Source organism: Coprococcus sp. HCN-4056 (genome assembly GCF_037892645.1).
GTDB classification, from domain to species: domain Bacteria; phylum Bacillota; class Clostridia; order Lachnospirales; family Lachnospiraceae; genus Coprococcus; species Coprococcus ammoniilyticus.
Map to the genome: position 1 here is coordinate 104,901 of NZ_JBBKBL010000005.1, position 22,382 is coordinate 127,282.

At 41.6% G+C, this 22,382-nt stretch carries 21 protein-coding genes; 4 read left to right on the forward strand and 17 right to left on the reverse strand.

The window, feature by feature from the left end; all coding sequences use genetic code 11:
* Window positions 1-112: 112 nt before the first annotated feature.
* The 6 genes from WKT03_RS08870 to WKT03_RS08895 form a co-directional block, all read right to left on the reverse strand.
* Window positions 113-343 carry a hypothetical protein gene (locus tag WKT03_RS08870; RefSeq protein WP_021943590.1) on the reverse strand — a complete coding sequence of 77 codons (231 nt, stop codon included), beginning with the start codon at window positions 341-343 and terminating at the stop codon, window positions 113-115.
* 89 nt (window positions 344-432) lie between these two features.
* Window positions 433-909 carry a COG2426 family protein gene (locus WKT03_RS08875; RefSeq protein ID WP_340391620.1) on the reverse strand — a complete coding sequence of 159 codons (477 nt, stop codon included), beginning with the start codon at window positions 907-909 and terminating at the stop codon, window positions 433-435.
* Window positions 902-1,717, reverse strand: coding sequence for an enhanced serine sensitivity protein SseB (locus WKT03_RS08880; protein ID WP_021943588.1), 816 nt, complete (start codon window positions 1,715-1,717; stop codon window positions 902-904). Before WKT03_RS08880 ends, WKT03_RS08875 begins: the two co-directional genes overlap by 8 nt.
* A gap of 2 nt (window positions 1,718-1,719) precedes the next feature.
* Complete coding sequence (locus WKT03_RS08885) at window positions 1,720-2,541, reverse strand: zinc ribbon domain-containing protein (protein WP_021943587.1); 822 nt, start codon at window positions 2,539-2,541, stop codon at window positions 1,720-1,722.
* Between the two features lie 95 nt (window positions 2,542-2,636).
* Entirely contained in the window at window positions 2,637-3,920 is a 1,284-nt protein-coding gene (locus tag WKT03_RS08890; RefSeq protein WP_021943586.1) for an O-acetylhomoserine aminocarboxypropyltransferase/cysteine synthase family protein, read from the reverse strand.
* Between the two features lie 201 nt (window positions 3,921-4,121).
* Window positions 4,122-4,586, reverse strand: a complete 465-nt coding sequence (locus tag WKT03_RS08895; RefSeq protein WP_117785384.1) for an HD domain-containing protein — start codon at window positions 4,584-4,586, stop codon at window positions 4,122-4,124.
* A 392-nt stretch (window positions 4,587-4,978) separates the two neighbouring features.
* Between WKT03_RS08895 and murI the strand changes: the two genes are divergently transcribed.
* Window positions 4,979-5,758, forward strand: a complete 780-nt coding sequence (murI, locus tag WKT03_RS08900) for a glutamate racemase (protein ID WP_340391621.1) — start codon at window positions 4,979-4,981, stop codon at window positions 5,756-5,758.
* Window positions 5,759-6,029: 271 nt separating this feature from the next.
* On the opposite strand, the gene WKT03_RS08905 is transcribed toward murI, so the two are convergent.
* The 11 genes from WKT03_RS08905 to WKT03_RS08955 all read right to left on the reverse strand — a co-directional run bounded on the left by WKT03_RS08905 (window position 6,030) and on the right by WKT03_RS08955 (window position 20,180).
* Complete coding sequence (locus WKT03_RS08905) at window positions 6,030-7,196, reverse strand: DUF3810 domain-containing protein (protein WP_340391622.1); 1,167 nt, start codon at window positions 7,194-7,196, stop codon at window positions 6,030-6,032.
* A gap of 249 nt (window positions 7,197-7,445) precedes the next feature.
* A complete protein-coding gene (locus WKT03_RS08910; RefSeq protein WP_008401081.1) occupies window positions 7,446-7,667 on the reverse strand; it encodes a phosphopantetheine-binding protein in 222 nt (73 codons plus the stop codon).
* Between the two features lie 4 nt (window positions 7,668-7,671).
* Window positions 7,672-9,147 (reverse strand): class I adenylate-forming enzyme family protein, encoded by a 1,476-nt coding sequence (locus WKT03_RS08915; protein ID WP_173783661.1) that lies wholly within the window; start codon window positions 9,145-9,147, stop codon window positions 7,672-7,674.
* Window positions 9,148-9,157: 10 nt separating this feature from the next.
* Window positions 9,158-10,264, reverse strand: a complete 1,107-nt coding sequence (locus WKT03_RS08920; RefSeq protein ID WP_117785294.1) for a hypothetical protein — start codon at window positions 10,262-10,264, stop codon at window positions 9,158-9,160.
* Between the two features lie 17 nt (window positions 10,265-10,281).
* Complete coding sequence (locus tag WKT03_RS08925; protein WP_340391626.1) at window positions 10,282-11,871, reverse strand: MBOAT family O-acyltransferase; 1,590 nt, start codon at window positions 11,869-11,871, stop codon at window positions 10,282-10,284.
* 54 nt (window positions 11,872-11,925) lie between these two features.
* On the reverse strand, window positions 11,926-13,347 hold the full coding sequence (locus WKT03_RS08930; protein ID WP_117785293.1) for an SLC13 family permease: 1,422 nt from the start codon (window positions 13,345-13,347) through the stop codon (window positions 11,926-11,928).
* A gap of 126 nt (window positions 13,348-13,473) precedes the next feature.
* On the reverse strand, window positions 13,474-14,862 hold the full coding sequence (locus WKT03_RS08935) for a sensor histidine kinase (RefSeq protein WP_118500575.1): 1,389 nt from the start codon (window positions 14,860-14,862) through the stop codon (window positions 13,474-13,476).
* Window positions 14,856-15,524 carry a response regulator transcription factor gene (locus WKT03_RS08940; RefSeq protein ID WP_340391628.1) on the reverse strand — a complete coding sequence of 223 codons (669 nt, stop codon included), beginning with the start codon at window positions 15,522-15,524 and terminating at the stop codon, window positions 14,856-14,858. The genes WKT03_RS08935 and WKT03_RS08940 overlap by 7 nt, the downstream gene beginning before the upstream one ends.
* Before the next feature lie 148 nt (window positions 15,525-15,672).
* Window positions 15,673-18,249, reverse strand: coding sequence for an ATP-dependent chaperone ClpB (gene clpB / locus WKT03_RS08945; RefSeq protein WP_117822953.1), 2,577 nt, complete (start codon window positions 18,247-18,249; stop codon window positions 15,673-15,675).
* 147 nt (window positions 18,250-18,396) lie between these two features.
* A complete protein-coding gene (locus tag WKT03_RS08950; protein WP_173789132.1) occupies window positions 18,397-19,545 on the reverse strand; it encodes an ATP-binding protein in 1,149 nt (382 codons plus the stop codon).
* Window positions 19,542-20,180, reverse strand: a complete 639-nt coding sequence (locus WKT03_RS08955; RefSeq protein ID WP_243863414.1) for a response regulator transcription factor — start codon at window positions 20,178-20,180, stop codon at window positions 19,542-19,544. The genes WKT03_RS08950 and WKT03_RS08955 overlap by 4 nt, the downstream gene beginning before the upstream one ends.
* A gap of 141 nt (window positions 20,181-20,321) precedes the next feature.
* Between WKT03_RS08955 and WKT03_RS08960 the strand changes: the two genes are divergently transcribed.
* The 3 genes from WKT03_RS08960 to WKT03_RS08970 are packed head-to-tail and all read left to right on the forward strand — an operon-like array spanning window position 20,322 to window position 22,305.
* Window positions 20,322-20,465, forward strand: coding sequence for a CD1871A family CXXC motif-containing protein (locus tag WKT03_RS08960; RefSeq protein WP_044945191.1), 144 nt, complete (start codon window positions 20,322-20,324; stop codon window positions 20,463-20,465).
* Window positions 20,458-21,372, forward strand: coding sequence for a 4Fe-4S binding protein (locus WKT03_RS08965; protein ID WP_445293049.1), 915 nt, complete (start codon window positions 20,458-20,460; stop codon window positions 21,370-21,372). The genes WKT03_RS08960 and WKT03_RS08965 overlap by 8 nt, the downstream gene beginning before the upstream one ends.
* A gap of 33 nt (window positions 21,373-21,405) precedes the next feature.
* Window positions 21,406-22,305 carry a TlpA disulfide reductase family protein gene (locus WKT03_RS08970; protein ID WP_340391631.1) on the forward strand — a complete coding sequence of 300 codons (900 nt, stop codon included), beginning with the start codon at window positions 21,406-21,408 and terminating at the stop codon, window positions 22,303-22,305.
* The last annotated feature ends 77 nt before the right edge of the window (window positions 22,306-22,382 follow it).

Consider the following 22,382-nt stretch of genomic DNA (forward strand, 5'->3'; position numbering starts at 1 on the left):
ACAATAACACAAGTATACAGTGCAAGTCAAGAAATCTTTTTCTGTTTTTAGACATATTCTCTATTTTTTAATTTTATAAAGAAATATGCCGCATTTATTGGATTGTCTGTATTTACCCTTTCAGATCCTTTAAGGTATGGAATAATTCCATATCCGATTCTGTCAGTTTTACATTTGTACAGATCTGCTTTCCCTCCGGATCCGTGATCTTTACTTCTATAATATAGTCTTCTTTGATCCCGCTTGCCATCGCAGCCTGTAAAAACATCGGAAACTTCGGATGATTGGATGCAAATTTCTCCCATGCGGATTTTATCTTAAAAATTGATGCCGGATTTACCATATCTATCTCCTTATACGCCTGCAAGTTTTGCAGCTTCTCTCGTCCTGCAGACATATCTCTTATTAAAATATTATTCCATATTTATGATATCAGAATAATGCTGCAATCGCGCCAAGCAGTCCGTAGCTTACAACTCCCACGATCAGTCCTGCAAGTACAACACCACCTATAACGGCAAGTGCACTCTTCTTCCAGTCAAGATCTAAGAAGCTGGCTGCCAGAGTACCCGTCCAGGCTCCTGTACCCGGAAGTGGAACCCCGACAAACAACATCAGTGCGATATAGACTCCGCCGCCTGTTTTCTCAAGCAGCTTCTGTCCGCCTTTTTCGCCCTTCTGAATACACCATGTAAAAAATTTCCCTATATATTTCTTATCTTTTCCCCACATCAGAACCCGTCTGGCGAACCAGTAAATCGCCGGAACCGGAAGCATGTTGCCGATTATACAGATGATCAGTGCACGAAATGTCGGTATTCCGAATACCGCTGCATATGGAATCGCACCTCGTAGTTCCACGATCGGAACCATAGATATCAGAAACATGATCAGATATTTTTTAAACATTATTATCTCCTACAATTTCTTTTTTATAGAATGGTTCTGTATTCTCTGTAACCTTTTTCCCAAGTCCGTTATCTGTTCCTGTAAGTGCGATTGGAATACCAAACGCAAGCGGTTTTATCTTTGGAAGAAGAGAATCAAATAAATCTTCTTCATCACCTTCAAAATCAATTGTGATCAGATACTCTTCATCTGAATTTTCTTTTTCCATCATCTGGATATAAGCTGCCTTTACATTTGGACGTTCAGCCAGGAATTTTTTTGCTTCATCCAACATATCAACCGGCATATATTTCGGACTTCTTAAACGGATCTTTGTATTTGCCGGAATTGTATGCTTCTTGATATTCGTATTCTTATGCTCCTCAAGCACACTCTTTCTGCTCTCATCCACTGTCTTTATAAGTGCATCTGGAACCTGCATACCAACTGTGTAGGGATCGATCACGATTCCCTGAATCTGACCATTGGAATTCAGAACCAGCGGGGCAACCTCTTTATAAGTAAGTGCCATCTTCTCAACTTCTACTTCCTTGATCGCATGCTCGAATTCTTCGTCATTTGTAAAACATGGGAAGAAGTTCTTTCCTGTATTATCTGTGATAACACGGAAATTTACTCTGAATTTTCCATCTCCCATGATCCTTCCCTGATCATCTTTTACCGGTTTGGGATCCAGTGTCGCCGGCAGGATAAATCTTGCCTGTAATAACTTCTCAATAAAATTCTTTAGATTCTGCTGATTATTTTCGGCCTTAAAAACCTCAATTGCCTCCAACAATGCTTCATTCTTTATCTTGCCGCTTTCCATACTTAATTTTCACCTTTCTCTTTTATACTGTCCTTATAGGCTCTGTATTCAACTTCTGCCTTCTTGCCTTCTTCGCTTCTCTTGGATGCCACCATCTCAGGCATAATATCCACCATCGGCTCGTTAATATATTCTGTCAGCTTCTGAAGGAATTCCTTTCCACCTTTATAAGTAGCTACCGGAATGGTCACGACACCCTGATTGGTCATCATAACATACCCTCTTACCACATGGTAAAACGGCTTATGCAGCTTTGCCTGTTCCTTTATATCAGAAATATCATAACATTTCCATCTTCCGGGGATCTTACTGTAATACAGATGTTCTTTATCAAGCTTCGCAGCTGACCCTACGATACATCTGCACATCATACCGATCAAAAATCCAAGCGCCAGTGCCGCAAGAATCAGGATCCGTCCGGTTCCTTTAAATACACTGTCAAATCCCAGAAGTGCTACAACGATAAATAATACGATTGCTGTACCAACAATAAATGCCAGATACCCAACTGTAGTATATGCCTGATACTGTCCATTCTTATTTTTTTTGCATTTTGAATAATAACTGAACGGTGAATCAATAAGACCAAGGTCAGCCCCGCATAACGGACAATATTTCTGATTCAGTGTCGCATTTGCAGGAATTGACTTTCCACAGTGCGGGCAACGGAAAAATAACTGATTGATAATACCCGATAATAACAGCATGATAACAAACAGTCCCCATCCGTATATGATCTTTCCGACAAATGTAAATATAAACAGTCCCAGTGTACCGATCACAGGCATAATTACAATACAGCCCTTGGCAATTCTTAACTTCATCTCTTCCTCCATCCGCAACAGAGTATCCCATCTGTTATTCTGTATAACAGCTCTGCTGTGGCTTTCTTCTTTCTATTTTCAGACCGGATCAGATCCTAGATCTGTGCAAATGCCTGTTCCAGATCCGCGATCAGATCTTCCGCATCTTCCAGTCCACATGAATAACGGACAAGATCAGGATATACACCGCATGCTGTCAATTCTTCATCATTCATCTGCCTGTGTGTTGCACTTGCCGGATGCAGACAACAGGTTCTCGCATCCGCTACATGTGTCTCAATCGAACCGAGTTTTAAATGCTTCATGAATTCTTCCGCTGCTTTTCTTCCGCCCTTTACACCGAAGCTTACAACGCCACAGGAGCCGTTTGGCAGATATTTTTCTGCAAGTGCATGATATTTGTCATTTTCCAGCCCGCAGTAATTCACATAAGTAACCTTATCATTCTGTTCCAGATATTTTGCAACTGCGAGTGCATTCTCGCAGTGACGTTTTACTCTGACATGCAGACTTTCCAGTCCGAGATTCAGGATAAATGCACTCTGCGGAGACTGTACAGAACCAAAATCACGCATCAGCTGTGCAGTTGCCTTTGTGATAAATGCGCCTTCTTTTCCGAACTTCTCTGCATATGTAATTCCATGATAGCTGTCATCCGGTGTGGTGAGTCCCGGGAATTTGTCTGCATATTTCATCCAGTCAAACTTTCCGGCATCTACGATGCATCCACCGATAGCTGCTCCATGTCCGTCCATGTATTTGGTTGTGGAATGGGTTACGATATCTGCTCCCCATTCGATCGGGCGACAGTTGATCGGAGTCGGGAATGTATTATCTACAATAAGCGGTACTCCCTGCTCATGCGCTACCTTTGCAAACTTCTCAATATCTAATACGGTCAGAGCCGGATTTGCAATGATCTCACCAAATAATGCCTTGGTATTCGGACGGAACGCTGCACGGATCTCATCTTCAGATGCGTCCGGATCAACAAATGTGAAATCGATTCCCATCTTCTTCATCGTTACCGCAAATAAGTTATAGGTTCCACCATAGATGGAATTTGATGCTACAACATGGTCACCACAATTTGCAATATTAAATACTGCATAGAAGTTTGCTGACTGACCGGAACCGGTAAGCATCGCCGCTGCACCGCCCTCTAACTGACAGATCTTCTTTGCAACCAGATCATTTGTCGGATTCTGAAGTCTGGAATAAAAATATCCATCTGCCTCCAGATCGAATAATTTACCCATATCTTCACTTGTTGCATATTTGAATGTTGTACTCTGATAGATCGGAACCTGACGTGGTTCTCCGTTTCCCGGTTCATAACCTCCCTGTACACATGTTGTATTAATCTTGTATTTACTCATTACATCCTCCTGATAACTATATCTTCTGTGTTTTATGATCTATTCCAAGTTTCTGTATTCATATCCATTATTATTTCCAGTATAAATACCTGTCTTTTCATGTACCATTTAGCACATCAATTCATTATATAAAATTTATCCCGTTCCTGCAAGCACATGTACTCCTACAAAAATTAAAAATCCGTTAAGATTTCCTTATTTTTACGAAAGTGCAAAAATCTCCTTACATAGCTTTCTTCCCGACTGTGTCCGGAAGATCTTCTCATAAGCAGACCGGACTGCTTTGATATGCTCTTTATCCTCATACAGGTTCACAAGGAAATCTGCCTCTACCAGTATCTGATAATCCATTCCGTCAATATTGGAATAGGTATGGTGATGTCCGACCAGATAACACACCCGCTCAATAAAGGCGGCATCATCTGTCAATGGAATAAGCAGTTTTTCTGCTTCCGGCGGGCCTTCCTTTTCCTGTGTCTTTCCTGTATTATATCCATATTTCTTTTCTGAGTTCTTTATGCCTATATCATGCACAAGTGCAGCGACTTCCAGAATCTCCAGTTCTTCTCCTGTGACTCCTTCCATCTCCCCGATCAGCTTGGCAAAAGAATGAACCTTCAGAAAATGATGGATCCGTCTGGCATCTCCCGCATAATATTCGATCATCTTCTCTTTTACCCGAGATTTCAGCTCCCGGCTTGCAGGAATCGTATCTTCTACATTCTGCTGCAATCTCTCACTCTGCTCTGCTTCTGTACTCTGTTTCTGCTCGGTTTCCATTTCTTTCCTCCTGACTGTCTGCCGACCGTTTTAGTATATTTATTTAACCTGATCTATTTCTGTCTTATTTTCTTTTGTTTTTATCTGTACTCACATCCCCGATTATATATGGTTGCTACAGAATACGCAACTTTTTTTCCTATACGCCCTGTTTATCCAATATTTATGTCTTATCGTCTTCTGCAGATTGTTTTGTATTGTTTTCACTTATAGGTTGTCTTTTCTTTTCATATAGTAGTATAATTTTCAAGTGCAGGTTTTTTTAGGAGGTTTTACAAATGAAAGATAATTCCCGTCCAATCGGCGTATTTGATTCCGGTATTGGCGGTATCAGTGTTTTAAAAGAAATCGTTTCACTGATGCCGGAGGAAAATTATATATATTATGGTGATTCCGCGAATGCTCCATATGGCACACGCCAGATCACTGACATTCAGCATCTAAGCCGGAACTGTGTGAAATTCCTGCTTGAACATGGCGCGAAAGCGATTGTGATCGCATGCAATACTGCAACCAGTGCTGCTGCTGCCATGCTTCGTGCAGACTATCCGGACATCCCTGTGATCGGCATTGAGCCGGCATTAAAACCAGCCGTTCTCTGGAAGGAACATGACCGGATCGCAGTTATGGCTACCCCTATGACATTAAAACAGGATAAGTTTCTATCGCTTATGCATACATACGAAGACCGATCCGTAATCTACCGTGTACCATGTCCAAAGCTGGTTGGCTTTGTGGAAAACGGAGATCTGGACAGTCCGGAGCTTCATGATTATCTGCAGGAGATTCTCTCGCCTTATCTGGAAAAGGGAATCGATGCGATCGTGCTTGGCTGTACGCACTATCCGTTTGTGGAAAAAATGATCCGAACCGTTGTCGGTCCGGATATCAAGATTTTTGTCGGGAGCCACGGAACTGCCGTAGAACTGCGTCGCCGCCTGATTGCCGCAGGCTTAAAGTCAGAATCTGCTGAACAGGGTACAGTCGAGATTTATAACAGTTGTACGACCGATGGAAACGCACATGTTGCCCTCTGCAGGAAGCTGCTGGCATTATAATGTACCGTACGGAAGAAGCTGGAGGCTAGCAAATCACTCTCGTTCTATTTCGCAAAAAGATTAACAGGTATCCGGTCTTATATACCCTTTATTTCACAGAACGCTCGCGCTCTATTTTTCACGTAACGGTACTAACCTCACTGCCTTTAGCAGTTCGCTAAGGACCGACGTGAAAAAAGGTCTGTTACATAAAGGTATATAAAACCGGATACCTGTTAATCTTTTTCTATGATCCTGTTAGAGATTGCTGAATTTTTATGAGCATACACATTTAATACAAGTCTCCATCGTAGTATCGTAATAACAGTCCGGTCACGCGGTCATAGGCTGCGAAACCGTCTGAGACACCGTTCAGGTTCAGGCTTGTTTCAGTGAAGGTATTGGATGCCTGATTGACGGTATCCGTTGATAGAATGGCCTTATCCTCTACCTTTTCCCAAGTCTCCGGGAGCAGAAAGATGTCGTCGGAAAGCACCTGTTCGGAAATCCTCTCATTTGCCAGATATAGCTCCGCATCCTCCCCGATAGCCTCATAATAGGCATTATCTACATAGGACAATACACTCAGATACCCGGAATAAATAAAGAATGGATCTTCGCTGTCGATACAGGCAAGATAAGATATAAAGTTTGCCTCATCCTCATAGATATACCCATGCAGATGCGCCAGCTCATGGCAATAGGTTGCAGGATAATTTGTGATATACATATTTGCATTACAGTTTGCTTCCATCGAAAACGGGAAATAATATCCCGCCATATAACTCTGGCTCATAAGCCCGGAGAACATCATATGCTTGACATCCGGATAGTAGCCGGACAACCGTGGATACCGGCCGGACAGTTTCCGAAGAGCATTTCGTGCCTGTTCCTGCATATCTCCATCATATGTTATGTATCCGTTTTCATCCCGCTCTACTTTAGTGCTGTATTCGTTACACTGCTTTACGATATAATTGCGAAGTGCCTGCAATTCTTCTACCTTATACTGCCGTTCCTCTGTTTCCTCATTTACAGGAAGCGAGGAACAGTGATAATAGATCGTACAGTTTCCGGTCATAATAAGACAGATCGCAACCGTTATATATGCAATAACAAGGTCATAGATCCTGCAAAATCTCCGATATCCCTTATGCTTTCTTAAAAAGATCAACAGAATATTCAGAATCAGACATGCAAGGATCAGCAGGATTGCCGTAACGATCATAAGTTCCCCGATTGAAAAGGAAAACAGATTGCCAAATCTTGCAAATACTGCAACGATAACCGGATTCACATGTTCGGCATACCAGTCGCACCAGTTTTCCCATCCCATCTTTCCACTGATCCACGGAGCAGCCCACGCTGCTGCATTTATCACTATGACCAGAATTATCCCTGTAAAAAGAAGGGGTCTGTGAATATGCCTTTTTTTCTTCTTTTTCTCTATTACATTCATAATTTTATTCTTCCTGCCAGATAGTGTATTTTCTGATATGCATCCTGTCAGATTCTCATACATACAACATCCTTTTCTACCTGTTCAGTATATCATCCTGCTCTGCTTTTTACGACACACTTCACAGATTTATAACAAAAACGCCCTCAAAGTTTGACATCTTCTCTGTCTGACGGCAGACCTGTCATTCTTTGAGGGCATTCTATTTCCTGTTATACTTTTTACTATTGGCACATATTTACGATAAAATTATTTCAGGTCTTCTACCAGTTCGTACAAAGCTTCTGCGGAATTGAAATTATCAGATGTGATCTCATCACTTGGAATGATAACATCGTATTTGTCTGCAATCTCTGCAATGATCGTTATGATATCCAGAGATTCCAGTATTCCATCATCTACCAGTGCATCTTCATTTTCAAAATCAACATTCGGTTTGATCTTCTTTAACATTGCAATAAAATCATTCATAGTTTTATTCTCCTTTATTCTTTAATTCTGCTATCTTTTTTATTTCTTTTCGAAGAAGCGAGCCTTTAAATGTCTTCGGAACTTTCTCGATATAGAATATCTTCTGCGGTAACTTATAGCTTTCAACCTGTTGCTGCATATAGCTCTGGAATGCAGTTTCGTCAAATCCATCCTCTTGCACGATCAGCATAACCGGCAATTCTCCGGTGATCGGATCCTGAACGGAACTGTAAGCACAATCTACCACACCCGGATACCGGATCGCAACAGTCTCTACCTCTGCCGGCGAGATCTTGCTTCCACCATAGTTGATAACATCATCTGCCCGTCCAACCAGAATAATACTGCCATCTTCATCCATATAGCCAAGATCATTTGTCATAACATATCCATCCACTACCGTTTTCGCAGTAAGCTCCGGATCATTGTAATAGCCCTCCATAACAATCGGACCACCCCAGGCCAGTAAAGCAGGCTGTTTCTCAGATCCATTCTCTATAATATTCCCTTCTTCATCTATAAACCGCACTAGAGAATTGACGGTCGGATATCCGATACAACCATTCTTATTCTGACGGCTGAATTCCAGAATACAGGAGCAGCCAGCTTCCGACGATCCATAAAAATTATAAAGTCTTGTACGTGGAAGATACCGGAGCAGCTTTTCCTTGTCCGTTTCCGGAAGCGGGGCTGATCCCACCTGTATATAATCGATCTGATCGGCATATCCTGCAATCCTGTCATCTGACAAATGAAAGATCATTCCAAGTGTTGCAGGAGAAATTGCCATCGATGTTGCATGGTACTGCTCAAGCATCTTCCAGAGATTGCCTATCATAGCCATACCATTCATCAGACAGACAGTTCCGCCACTTATCATATCCGACTGATACCGTCTTATACCAAAGGAATGATTGAGTGGCATCGGTATGATCTCCACATTTCCTGGTTTCATCTGTGTTCCCTTCATAACATTCCCAGCAATTGCCACATCATTCTTATGATGCATGACAACACCCTTTGAGCTGCCGGTCGTACCCGTTGTGAACAACAGCATCGAACGTGAATCTGCATTTGGAAGCGGAACATCCAGTTCTTCTGTATTCTCCATCTGTTCCATCAGCTTCTTCGGGGATAACCAGCGCAGTCCATCTGACTCTTTGTTTGAGATCAGCCATTCTGCATCCACCTTATCCCTGATTTCCTGCATGCGCTCAGGTGAAGTAGATCGCTCAACAGGAATCACAAGCGCCTGCATATACTGCAAGGCTGAAAACAAAACCATATATTCAATGTTCTGTGTGCATCGTAAAATAACATGTGCGTTCTTTTTTATACCATTCTGAAGCAGGACATTTGCCATCTTTCTGATTGCCGTCCAATACTCCGCATATGTCAGATGTTTTTTTAACTCACAGACAGCCAGCGTATCCGGTTGTGTCTCTGCATATTTTTTTATATAATGAAGCACGGTTTCCATATTGATCCTGTTATTTCTCCTTTTTCTTTGTAATCTTTTTTACATTTTTCTTCCATTTTTTCATAAATTTCCGGTCTTCCTCATCCCATACCTTACAGGCATCTTCCCAGCTTACCTTCTGATCCTCAGTCAGAGTTTCCTGCAACTGATACTTTTCCTTCAGATATGCTCCAAGAAAGCTTGTCACCTTTTTTGCTCCTGCTATATTCGTATGCTTTGGATTATAGAAATCCGTTTTAAAATCAATATCCATCTCATCAACATACTGATTTAGATCCAGGCAGTCATAGCCCTGTTTCTCACAATAGGCATCCACAGCCAGATGCTCCCGGATCTGACTCTCATCCGGTACATACGGTGTCGCTATAAACAGCACCTTTTTTCCCAGTTCATTTGCCTTTTTCTCGATTGCATCCAGAGTATCCTTAGATGCCTGTGACAGTTCAAGACTCTGATTCGTTGTATAATCCGGTTTCTTGTTTTTGAGATTTGTGATCGTTGATTTTGGTCTTGCAAATTTATCATCACTGGACGGATTGTTCAGACGATTGATCATAAATTCCCGGTCAAATTCCATCAGGTTATTATGATATTTTAATATCTGAACCATCATTTCTGCTTTCTTCACAAAGCTTCCACCATGTATAGACTGAATTGCCTGCAGCCTTGTTATGGATGGATTCATGCCGGATATAAGCAATTCAAACCAATAGTCCCGTTCTTCCTGGCTGTGATCATCATTTGTATTTCTGGCGATCATGGTTCTGACCTCGATAACAAACACGTCCACGTTCTGACTTTTTACCGCTTCTTCCATAATATATGGTGCCATATTCAGATCCTGGATCGAGCTAGCCAGCATAGCCGAGGTAAAATCCTGTTCCTCATATGCCTGTGGCGGATTCCAATAACGGAATATCGCACTGGATCCGATCATCAATGCATTGACCGTATCCTTTTCTTCCGCGTAATACTCTGCCCATGCCTCTGCGTCACTCTCATCCGGTCTGGCAAACTGTCCGACCTTCGATATAGAATATAACAATATGACAAAAAACAGTAGGATTGAAATTACTTTTTTTATTATTGCCAAAACCTTTTTCTTTCCTGTTTTCATGTTTTGTTCTCCTACCCTTAAAACTGTTCATAGATGAATGCGATCTGACTGCCGGAACCATATACACCAAACGTCAATACACATAAAATTCCAACGATCAGAACCAGCCAGCGCAGCCAGAGATTCTGACGTAGCAGCCAGCTTCTGATATCCTCTTTGATCCCCATCTGCTCCCGGATCTCCTGTGCAACTGATACACATAACAGGATCAGACAACCAATCAGGATCAGTCCCCATTCCCGCTGGGACAAAGCAAATGTATTTATAATGTCATAAAATGTACCACGGTCAACCACACAGGAAGCTATCATATGGAAGGAAGCACGAATTCCACTTCCCATAAAAATGATACGTCCGATCACGCATAATAAAAATGTCCGAAGCATCCGGAATATATTCCAGCTTATACAGTTTGTCCGTATATTCAGTTTCTCTGTTAATTTAGCAACCGGCTGCTCAAATAATGTCGATAAGCAGATCAGAATTCCGTGAAACAGTCCCCAGCCGATATAATTCCACTTTGCCCCATGCCAGAGTCCGGTCAGAATCCATACGCACAGGATTGGTACACAAGAGGCAAATCCGGTTCCTATGGCATTTCCCAGATATTTCCGCACCTTGGTATTCCATTTCAACAGGATCTTTGAAGTCGATACCGGATAGAATACATATTCTCTGAAGAACGCTCCGAGTGAAATATGCCATCTTCTCCAGAACTCCGGCAACGTCTGGGAAAAATATGGCCGCCTGAAATTTTCTCCAAGCGTAATGCCAAAGCACTCCGACGCACCACGTACGATATCCATGCATCCGGAGAAATCACAGTAAATCTGGATGGAATACATAACCGCCGCCAGAAAGAAGATCATACCTTCATACTGATCAGAATGTTTAAATACTTCTGTCACAAATGGACTGATACGGTCTGCCATCACCATTTTCTTAAGTGCTCCCCACAGAATCAACCATGTACCTTTTATCACCGTATCATAATCAAACTTATGCTTTTCCCATAGTTGATGCGCAACCAGTTCATATCGCGCAATCGGTCCCTGCGTAATATGTGGAAAATATAATACATACGACAGATATTTCAGAAAATTCTTCTGTGCATGGATCCTTCCGTTATAGACATCAACCAGATAAGAGATCATCATAAAGGAATAAAAAGAAACTCCAAGCGGTGCAGGGAAATGCCAGTCTGGAATCCGCTGTATCGCTTCGTATGGAAGAAAACGTTTGATGTTCTCGATGGCAAATCCTGTCACCTTGAATACAATAAGCGCACCTATTACGATCAGCAATGCCAGCACCAGATATTTCTTTCGTTTCTTTTTCTGTGCTGTTTTTATCTTTCTTGCAGCTCTCTTATCTGCATCCAGAAGCAGCCGGTCCTGTTCCTCCAGATTTTTCTCCATCAACATTGTCAACGGATATACCAGAAATGCAGTTCCAACTACGATCAGCAGATCATCAATCCCACTATAAGCATAGAAGACCGCACTTGCAGCAAGGAGCACCCACCACTGGATTTTCTTTGGTACTATATAATATATCAAAACTGTAACTGCAAAGAATACTATAAATATGTATGATACGACAGACATGCCTTCTCTCCATTTCTTTCTCTTCGTTTCACGCCCGTTTCTGTATGGCTTTTTTTACACCGTACTGAATGTGCTCCAGTATTTTAACAGCAATGTGCATATGATCGACATTACAAGAATAATGATAAGGGAAATCTTCCAACCTTCCCGGAACATATACTTTGGTTCCAGTCCATATCCCACCGGAATCGCACGGATCGACGTTGGCAGCATATAAGACAGGTTCACACCAATGGATGCTACATATATATACGGAATCGGATTCAGCCCACATCCCTGTGTGATTGAGATCACAAGTGGAATCGCAACCGCTGCCGTAGCTGTATTTGAGGTCACATCCGACAACAGTAGTGTTGCAGTCAGAATGATCAGGATCGTTACAAAACCACCCTTCATATCAAGGGAAGAAATCACTTCTCCAAGTGCTTTTGCAACACCTGTTGCATTGATCAGGCTTCCAAGTGCCAGACCTCCGGCAAATATATACATCAGATCCCAGACGATCTTTCCCTGCACCTGTTTCCAGACCATGATCCGTTTTCCCTCTTTATTTGTAAAAAGAAAGGCGATGATCGCACAGATGATAAATACATATGCAGGCTTTAATCCCGGCAATATATCCTGATAAAGCTGTCTGGTAAATGCCAGACCTGTTGCCACTACAAACAGCACAAGTGCGGATTTTTCTTCAAAGCTCATCTTTGGAAGCTTCCGGTACTGTTCCGCAAAATATTCACTGGAACCACCTAACAGATCTGTCTTCTTTACATCACGAAGAATAAATACTACATTGATCAGCATTAGGATCAGCATAACCGGAAGGAACCGGATAACCCAGGAGGAATACATATATTCTTTTCCGGTCAACTGCTGGATATATTCCACCGTTACCAGATTCATAGCACCACCAAGTGGAGATGCCAGACCACCAAGTCCTGTCGCATAGGCGATCGTCAGCAAGATTTTCGATGCCGTCTTACTATTTTTCACATCATCCATTCCAATATATTTCAGCATAGAAACTGCGATCGGCGTGATCGTTGCGCATACTACTGCATTCGGAAGCACCGCAGATAATACCATTGACAACGCAAACCAGAACACAAGCTGCATTCTAAGACTGTTTCCGATCAGACGCAGAAACGTGATTGCAATTCGTTTGTCCAGTCCTGTATTTTCCCATAATACTGTTATGATCGAAGCTCCAAGCAATAGCAGAATCGTTTCGTCCGCATAATTCGATATTATGGCCTTCATCTCCGCCATAGGAACTACTGCATTGATCGCAATCGGCAAAAACGCCGTTACTGCATAATCTACCGGACCTGTTACCCACCAGTATGCCATCCAGAATACCGTTCCAACTGCTGCCCGTTCTGCAAATGTCGGCAGAACTGCATGCGGTAAAAGAAAGCATGCCAACAGGAATAGAACCGGTCCAAGTAACAAATGAATCAATCGTTTATAATTTCTCATATAATCCTCCAAGCAAGTCCTACTCGATATATTGTTCTTTCTACATAAAAAAAAGAACCCTAATATCGGATTATAAAAATCCAATATTAAAGCTCTATTAAAAATTCGACATTCTTCTATTTATTTTTAAGGTTTTGGAATAAAAAATGTGAAAATACTTCCTTTATTCTTTGTACTTTCAACATAAATCCCTCCCCCATATAACTCAGCAATCTTCATTGCCTGTGAAAGTCCCAGACCAAAACCTTCCGCATTACGATCTTTTTCTTCCCGATAAAAGCTTTCAAATATTTTGGATATATTTTCTTTCTCTATTCCACAGCCTTCATCCTGAATACGAATATACGACTTTCCGTCTTTCTCTCCACAGGACACATAGATTTTAGTTCCTTCATTACTATACTTTACAGCATTTGAAAGCAAGTTATTTATAACAATATAGATAAGATTCATATTTGCATGTATGATAGTCGGCTGAAAGGAATATTCAAATGTAATCTGTTTCGTATCAATATATGCTATATCATCACATGCAGATTCAATTACATCCCGAACATCAATATCTTCCATACTGAATGTTGTCCCCTTTCTATCTATTGCAGTCATTTGAAGCAATTGATCAACCAGATTCTTCATACGGTTTGTCTGTCGCTCAAATACCTCTATACTTTTTATTGCTTCTTTATCCTGCTTCTTTTCTGCCACCTCTCTCGACACCTGGCATTGTGCATGCATAACAGCAATAGGCGTACGAAGTTCATGGGATACATTCGCATTAAATTCTTCCTGACGTTCCAACTCCTGCTGCACTCTCTGGTACAAATGATTATTTGCATCTGTTAACATCTGAAGTTCTTTAAAACATCCTTTGTATTCCAGACTATCCGTAAAATCCAGATTCTCCCCGCTCTTTTTTATCGATTCATTCAACTGTCTCATTGGTACAGCGATCAGATATCTTAATAAAAGGGCAAATAAAATAAAAAATGCGCCAACAACTCCTATCACCAAATATGACTGATGCCACAGTCCGCGATAATTTTCTTTCACCGCCTGTTCCGACATCATAGCACATACCAGATAAAAACTGTCATCCTCCGTTCCATTCTTCCTTTTTCCTCGTCTGGTTGCTACGTAATAACGCTCTCCCTGAAAGGTTACTTTTGTAAGACTCTGTAATCCGATATCAAGCCCGGTTCTGGAATCATCCGGCATTCTGCCATCAAGAAAACTTCCGTCTCTTGACTGTAAAAACACATATACATTTTCGTTATAAGTATCTTTCTCTTCCGGATCGTAAAAATCGCTTTTTATATACGGATTCTCATTCTCATCAAATCCTATATTTTTTTTTGCACGTTTCACTTCCTGCGCCAGTTCTGTATAAGCCAGATATTTAGTATCCTCTTTGATCAGATTCTTCTGCATCAACAAAAGACATATCGTTCCTGCTGCAATGATAAGTCCACAAACAATAACAGTAAAATTAATAAATGAGATTTTCCTTTTTAACATTCCAGTCTATAACCTACTCCCCGGATCGTATGTATCAGTTTTTCTTTAAAAGGATCATCGATTTTTCTGCGAAGATATCGAATATATACATCAACTACATTTGAATTGATATCATCATCAATGCTCCATATATTTGCACGGATCTGCTCTCTTGTGACAACAATGTTCCTGTTACGCACCAGATATTCCAGGATTGCATATTCCCGGACTGTAAGATCGACAGTCACACCATCCCGGACAACCCGGTGATTATTTGTATCAATCTGTAATGACCCATAATTCAATATGCTGTCATTACTTATATGTACAGTACGAAGCATTACCCTTAACCTTGCGAGCAATTCCGAAAACTCAAACGGTTTTGTCATATAGTCACTGGCTCCTGCATCCAGTCCCCTGACAATATCCTGCGTTTCGGACTTTGCAGTCAAAAAAAGCACCGGAACCTGTATTCCTTCTGCCCGGATTGTTTTTAAAACCGACATACCATCTTTTTTCGGAATCATAATATCCATTATAACTCCATCGTAACTTGCCATCTCCAGATAATCAAGTGCTGCCTGCCCGTCAAAACAGGCATCTACATTGTATCCTTCTTTTGTCAGTTTATTACATATTATATGATTCAGATCCAATTCATCTTCAACAACCAAAATGCGCATGGACACAACCTCCCTATCTTAATATACAATGGCATACCATCATTAAAATAAGATTAAAGGGACTGGCACCGAAAAATATTTTCAATGCCAATCCCTTTTATCATGCTTATTTTAGTTGTCACCAGGCATTTACTACCTGTTTATATTACTACTTCTCATTTCTCGCTGTCAATTTCTGACCGTCATAGTCAATGATGATCGCTGACTGGGTGGATACTTCACCTGCAAGGATCATACGGGCAACCAGTGTCTCAACATTCTTCTGAATAAAACGCTTCAATGGTCTTGCACCATAGACCGGATCATAGCCCTGATCGATGATCGCACTCTTAGCCTCATCCGTAAGCTTGATCGTGATCTCCTGTCCAGCCAGACGTTTGTTCAGATCCTTGACCATAAGATCAACGATACTGCCAATATTCTCTTTGCTTAATGACTTGAAGATGATCGTCTCATCGATACGGTTCAGGAACTCCGGACGGAAGTGCTGTTTCAGTTTGTTCATAACTGTCTCCCGTATCTCATCCGTGATCTCGCCACCGCCTTCTGCGATATCCACACCACCGATATTCGATGTCATGATGATGATCGTATTCTTAAAGTCTACCGTTCTGCCCTGTGAGTCCGTGATACGTCCATCATCCAATACCTGTAATAATACATTGAATACATCCGGGTGTGCCTTCTCTACTTCGTCGAACAAGACAACCGAATATGGTTTCCTACGGACTGCCTCGGTAAGCTGTCCGCCTTCATCGTAGCCTACATATCCAGGAGGCGCTCCGATCAGTCTGGATACACTGTATTTCTCCATATATTCACTCATATCGATACGAACCATGTTCTGTTCATTATCAAATAAAGCTTCTGCCAGTGTCTTTGCAAGCTCTGTCTTACCTACACCGGTTGGTCCAAGGAACAGGAATGAGCCGATCGGCTTGCTTGGATCCTTGATTCCTGCTTTGGAACGGATGATCGCATCGCTGACATATTCAACAGCTTCATCCTGACCGACAACCCTCTTATGAAGTTCATCTGCAAGATTCAGTGTCTTACTCTTTTCACTCGCCGTCAGTTTGGCTACCGGAATACCGGTCCACTTAGATACAATCTCCGAAATTTCTTCTTCTGATACGACCTCATGTACCAGCTTTCGTTCTTTCTCCGATGCAGACTGCTCTGCCAGTTCCAGCTCTTTCTGAGCTGCCGGAAGTTTGCCATACTGCAATTCGGCTGCTTTGTTCAGATCGTAATTTCTCTGGGCAACCTGAATATCATTCTTGATCTTCTCGATCTCCTCTTTCAGGTTACGGATCTTCTCAACGCCTGCCTTTTCATTCTCCCATTTGGCTTTCAGATTATTTGCTTTATCCTTTAACTCTGCAAGCTCTGACTGTATATCCGCCAGTCTCTGCTTGCTCAGGTGGTCTTCCTCTTTCTTCAGTGCGGCTTCCTCGATCTCAAGCTGCATGATCTTTCTTGTGATCTCATCAACTTCGGTCGGCATGGAATCCAACTCCGTCTTGATCATCGCACAGGCTTCATCGACAAGGTCGATCGCTTTATCCGGAAGGAAACGATCTGTAATGTACCGGTTGGAAAGTACCGCTGCACTTACCAATGCACCATCCGAGATCTTAACTCCATGGAACACCTCATATCTTTCCTTGATACCACGAAGAATGGAGATCGTATCTTCTACCGTCGGCTCATCGATCTGTACCGGTTGGAAACGACGTTCCAGAGCGGCATCCTTTTCAATGTACTGTCTGTATTCGTCAAGTGTCGTAGCACCGATACAATGCAGTTCGCCACGGGCAAGCATAGGCTTTAACATATTGCCTGCATCCATTGCGCCATCTGTCTTACCGGCTCCAACGATCGTATGCAGCTCATCAATAAAGAGGATTATCTCACCTTCTGATTTCTTTACTTCATCCAGAACTGTCTTCAGACGTTCCTCAAATTCACCACGATACTTGGCACCGGCAACCAGCGCACCCATATCCAGTGCGAATATCTTCTTATTCTTCAAGCCTTCCGGCACATCACCTCTGACAATACGCTGTGCCAGACCTTCTGCAACCGCTGTCTTACCTACACCAGGTTCACCGATCAGAACCGGGTTATTCTTGGTCTTACGGGAAAGGATCCGGATCACATTTCGTATCTCAGCATCTCGTCCGATAACCGGATCGATCTTCTGCTCTCTTGCCCGTTCCACCAGATCGTATCCGAACTTCTCCATTGCTTCATAGGAATCTTCCGGATTCTCACTGTCTACCTTTTTATTTCCTCTGATATCTGCCAGAGCCTTTAAAAATGTGTTCCGATCGATCGCCCATGTTTTAAGCAATGGCTTCACATCGGAATCGGCTTTTTCGATCAGTCCAAGGAACAGATGCTCAACCGATACAAAGCTGTCTCCCATCTGCTTTGCTTCCTTTTCAGCCTGAATGAGCGCCTTTGAAAAATTATTTCCGGCATACAGATTTCCGCCACTTACTTTTGGCAGTGATGCAAGCTTATCTTCCACCCTATTTACCGCTGCTGTTACATCTATATCGAGTTTTTCAAAAATCTTCGAAATAAGGCTTTCGTCTATCTCAAGCAATCCTGCAAGTAAATGAATCTGTGCAAGCTCCTGATTATCATATTCCAGGGCTTTATCTTTCGCTTTTTCTATTACTTCAAGCGACTTTCTTGTATATTTGTCCATATCCATAATCATTTACCTCCTGACATATAAAAACTACTGTAATTCAAGATACACTTTCATTACAGTAGTTAACATAACACTTTTTGTTAGCACTGTCAAGAGGTGAGTGCTAATTATTTTTATTTTATTTTTTCACACACATTTCAGGAATGATCACTGGGTAAAACTCACATCAAAAATCGTACCTCCGGATGGATTAGACCGGACTGTAATTGTCCCATCATGCGCACTTACGATTTCATGAACAAGCGCAAGTCCAAGTCCGACACCACCAAGTTCCCGGCTTCTGGATTTGTCCACACGAAAGAACGGTTCAAACACACGCTGCCTGAGTTCCTCCGGGATTCCATTTCCGGTATCCTCTATTGACAGGTAAATATGTTTTTCCTTTTGATATGCGGTCACTGTAACCAGTCCCCCAGAATGATTATATTTTATAGCATTCTCAACAAGATTGTATACCATCCTGTAAATAAGGATATCACTTCCGATCATCTTTATATCCGTGCATTTTCCAATAAGTTTTATATTTTTTTCCTGTGCAAGCGGTTCCAGATCCGCCAATACTTCATCAACAAGAGCATTGACCATTATTACATCATCTCTCCCCACAGTTTGAAGCTCGCTCATATCCAGAAGGGTTTTTACCATTTTACCGAGTCTGTCATTCTGTTCCGTAACCATCTTTATCGTTTGCTCGGTATCTGCATCATTGCCCGGATGCGGATTGGAATTATATGAATCAAGCTGTATCTGCATTAAAGATAATGGGGTTCGAAGCTCATGTGCCGCATTTGCGGTAAATTGTCTCTGTATATCAAATGCATCTGAGAGACGTTCAAGCATCTTGTTATACGAAACACTCAGTTGGTTCAGTTCTTTAACATTGTTTTCTTCTATTCGTGAATCTGCCAGATTTTGTGCCTGTACCTCTTCAATCTTATCAGAAAACTTACCAATCGGCTTTAGGGCATGTCCACTGATAAAATACGTAGCTACACCACCCAGAAGCGCCAGCAAGGCTGAAATTATCAGGCTGTTTTTTTTGTAGTCTGCCTTGTTATTGTACACCTGAACGGAAAAATCATTTGCAAAATCATCCCAGTTATCCTCCGGAATGCTGATATATATTTCATCCGAAGAGCTTCCGTTATCATCTCCCCTGGCATCAACAGTCTCTTGCAGAGAATCAATATAGTACACACCGTTTTTATAAATAAGCATAGTCAGACATCCACATATAAGCGCAATATATAATGTAATTATACATGTAAGCCTCCACTGTAGCGACATTCTTTTCATCTATCGGCCTCCTCCCGTATTTTATACCCTTCTCCCACCTTGTTCAAAATCGGATCATATCCGAGCACTGCCTTAAGCTTTCTTCTAAGCGAAGACATATGTACTCTGATTGCTCCACTAAAGCTGTCCACGGATGCATCCCAGACATGCTCCATCAATTCTTCCTGACTTACCGGTCTTCCCAGATTGAGAAGCAGATATTCTAAAATACCATTTTCTTTTCTTGTAAGGGAAACCTTTTTCCCTTTTGCATATGCCTCACGTTTTATCGTATCAAAGCTTATCTCGCCGCTTTCCAGACATACATCCTTCTGCACAAATTTTCTTCTTGTCAGACTTCTGATACGTGCTTCAAGTTCCTTTATATGAAATGGTTTTTCCATATAATCATTTGCACCTGCATCCAGTCCCTCAACCTTATCCGCGATCTGTCCTCTTGCAGATAATATAATAACCTTTGTCTCCTCATTTTTCCGTCTGAGTTCTCTTAAGATTTCCATTCCATCCATACCGGGCAGATTCAGATCCAAAACGATCAGATCATAATCCTCCGTAAGGATACATTCAAGAGCTTCTTCCCCATCATAACAGGTATCCACTTCATACCCAACACCATACAGACTTTTCGCAACCATATCACATATTTGTTTCTCATCTTCAACTATTAATAATCTCAAAAATCTTTCACCTGTTTCTTAACAAAAATTTTACATCAGCTATTGTATAATACCCAGGTCAGTTGGTCAACAAACACAACAAATGAAAGGAACTACAATATCTTGAAATGCAGAAAAATATCTCAGATCATTTTGCTCATCACAGGAATAGCCATGATCAGCTATGGCGCTGTCAGAGGTGAAGCAGCCACCGTGCTCGGAAAAGCAGTAAAATTATGTCTGGAGTGTGTCGGAATTGGATAAAATCAAGAAATCATTATCAAAAAAAACAGCCAGAATGCGCGGGTGGATACAGGCAGCCGCCACCCTGCTTACCAATATTCATATTACCAATTTATTTAAAGGTAAAATCTATCAGGGCAAAGCGAAAACAATATGCGTGCCGGGATTAAACTGTTATTCCTGTCCTGCTGCTACCGGAGCCTGTCCTATCGGGGCATTCCAAGCGGTTGTCGGCTCATTCAAATTTAAGTTTTCGTACTACATAACCGGTTTTTTCATTTTACTCGGTGTGATCCTCGGAAGATTTATATGTGGTTTTTTGTGCCCATTTGGATGGTTTCAGGATCTGCTTCATAAAATACCGGGGAAAAAATTTTCCACAGCCAGACTGAAACCGTTAAGATACCTGAAATATATCATCCTGATCGTTTTCGTTATACTTCTGCCGATGCTTGTAACGAACTCCATAGGAATGGGTGATCCGTTCTTCTGTAAGTATATTTGCCCACAGGGTGTTTTAGAGGGAGCTATACCACTTTCACTTGGAAATACCGCTATACGGTCTGCTCTCGGAAAGCTTTTTTCTTTTAAGTGCCTTATTTTAATTACGGTTATTATACTGAGTATTTTGTTCTACAGACCTTTCTGCAAATGGATTTGTCCTCTTGGAGCAATCTATTCATTATTTAACAAGGTCAGCCTTATGAATATCAAGGTTGAAAGCAGCAAATGTGTCGGATGTAACCAATGTTCAAAGGTATGCAAAATGGACGTCGATGTCTGTAAGACTCCGAATCATCCTGAATGCATACGATGCGGAGCCTGTATAAAGGCCTGTCCAAAAGACGCAATCCACTACCAGTTCATGGGAAAGCCATGTTCCCAAAAGGACATCAGCAATCATCCAAAATCAACAAGTAACAATTAGCCACACTACTATTATTTAAAGGAGCAATTATTTATGAAAACAAAAAGAACATTACTATCTATTATCACTCTCTGTGCAGCATTATCTCTCACAGCATGTAACGGATCAGGAGCTTCCACAACTGAGAGTTCACAAAAAACCCAGACAGAAGCCACCACTGAAGCTGCGGACAATTCCAACACGAAGCTGGATGATTTATATCAGCAGGAGAACCAGATCTTTGCAAATCACCAGGATGTATGGAACAAGGTATTTGGCATGATGAATAAAAGCAGCGCTGATCCAAGCGGAGATTATGCCGATTATCTGGCCGGCACCGTGGAATCAAACAAGGAATCCTTTACAGATGATGAACTGAAAACACTTAACGATGATATTGAAACCATCAGACAGATTGAAAAGCAGATATCCGAAATCGAAAATAATAATACAGGATCAGAAAGCACCGACCAGAACGACAGTTCCGAAGAAATCACACCTTTCAAAAGTTTCTCCGGCAAGGATTTTGATGGTAATTCTGTTGACGAAAGCCTGTTTTCCAATAATGCAGTAACTGTCGTTAATTTCTGGTTTACCGGCTGCAAACCTTGTGTCGCAGAATTATCCAAGCTTAATGAATTAAACGATGCCATCAAATCGATGGGAGGCGAGGTAGTAGGTATCAACACAGAGACCTTTGACGGAAACGAAGATGCTATCAAGGAAGCCGCAGCCATTCTTGACAGTCAGGGTGCCAAATACCGCAATATTTCCATTGACTCTGATTCAAACATAGGTAAATATGCCTCCGACATCATGGCATTTCCTACAACCATACTTGTCGATAGGAATGGTAATATCGTCGGAGATCCTATGCTCGGCGGTATCGATGACCAGAATAACTATGACACTCTTATGAAACAGATCCAATCAGTAATCGATGCTGATAAATAGAATAAATAATCAGATTCAGGGGCAGGATAAAAAGCAAACTTTTTATCCTGCCCCTGATTGCATTCTTAATCATGCTC

What these genes read in the sequence shown, in the direction of transcription:
- WKT03_RS08925 (WP_340391626.1), bottom strand. Translation starts at nt 11,871, where the DNA reads ATGTCTGTCGTATCATACATATTTATAGTATTCTTTGCAGTTACAGTT.
- WKT03_RS08895 (WP_117785384.1), bottom strand. Translation starts at nt 4,586, where the DNA reads ATGATCGAATATTATGCGGGAGATGCCAGACGGATCCATCATTTTCTG.
- murI (WP_340391621.1), top strand. Translation starts at nt 4,979, where the DNA reads ATGAAAGATAATTCCCGTCCAATCGGCGTATTTGATTCCGGTATTGGC.
- WKT03_RS08915 (WP_173783661.1), bottom strand. Translation starts at nt 9,147, where the DNA reads ATGGAAACCGTGCTTCATTATATAAAAAAATATGCAGAGACACAACCG.
- WKT03_RS08870 (WP_021943590.1), bottom strand. Translation starts at nt 343, where the DNA reads ATGGTAAATCCGGCATCAATTTTTAAGATAAAATCCGCATGGGAGAAA.
- clpB (WP_117822953.1), bottom strand. Translation starts at nt 18,249, where the DNA reads ATGGATATGGACAAATATACAAGAAAGTCGCTTGAAGTAATAGAAAAA.
- WKT03_RS08890 (WP_021943586.1), bottom strand. Translation starts at nt 3,920, where the DNA reads ATGAGTAAATACAAGATTAATACAACATGTGTACAGGGAGGTTATGAA.
- WKT03_RS08875 (WP_340391620.1), bottom strand. Translation starts at nt 909, where the DNA reads ATGTTTAAAAAATATCTGATCATGTTTCTGATATCTATGGTTCCGATC.
- WKT03_RS08940 (WP_340391628.1), bottom strand. Translation starts at nt 15,524, where the DNA reads ATGCGCATTTTGGTTGTTGAAGATGAATTGGATCTGAATCATATAATA.
- WKT03_RS08955 (WP_243863414.1), bottom strand. Translation starts at nt 20,180, where the DNA reads ATGGTTGCGAAAAGTCTGTATGGTGTTGGGTATGAAGTGGATACCTGT.
- WKT03_RS08950 (WP_173789132.1), bottom strand. Translation starts at nt 19,545, where the DNA reads ATGAAAAGAATGTCGCTACAGTGGAGGCTTACATGTATAATTACATTA.
- WKT03_RS08930 (WP_117785293.1), bottom strand. Translation starts at nt 13,347, where the DNA reads ATGAGAAATTATAAACGATTGATTCATTTGTTACTTGGACCGGTTCTA.
- WKT03_RS08970 (WP_340391631.1), top strand. Translation starts at nt 21,406, where the DNA reads ATGAAAACAAAAAGAACATTACTATCTATTATCACTCTCTGTGCAGCA.
- WKT03_RS08935 (WP_118500575.1), bottom strand. Translation starts at nt 14,862, where the DNA reads ATGTTAAAAAGGAAAATCTCATTTATTAATTTTACTGTTATTGTTTGT.
- WKT03_RS08905 (WP_340391622.1), bottom strand. Translation starts at nt 7,196, where the DNA reads ATGAATGTAATAGAGAAAAAGAAGAAAAAAAGGCATATTCACAGACCC.
- WKT03_RS08920 (WP_117785294.1), bottom strand. Translation starts at nt 10,264, where the DNA reads ATGAAAACAGGAAAGAAAAAGGTTTTGGCAATAATAAAAAAAGTAATT.
- WKT03_RS08910 (WP_008401081.1), bottom strand. Translation starts at nt 7,667, where the DNA reads ATGAATGATTTTATTGCAATGTTAAAGAAGATCAAACCGAATGTTGAT.
- WKT03_RS08880 (WP_021943588.1), bottom strand. Translation starts at nt 1,717, where the DNA reads ATGGAAAGCGGCAAGATAAAGAATGAAGCATTGTTGGAGGCAATTGAG.
- WKT03_RS08885 (WP_021943587.1), bottom strand. Translation starts at nt 2,541, where the DNA reads ATGAAGTTAAGAATTGCCAAGGGCTGTATTGTAATTATGCCTGTGATC.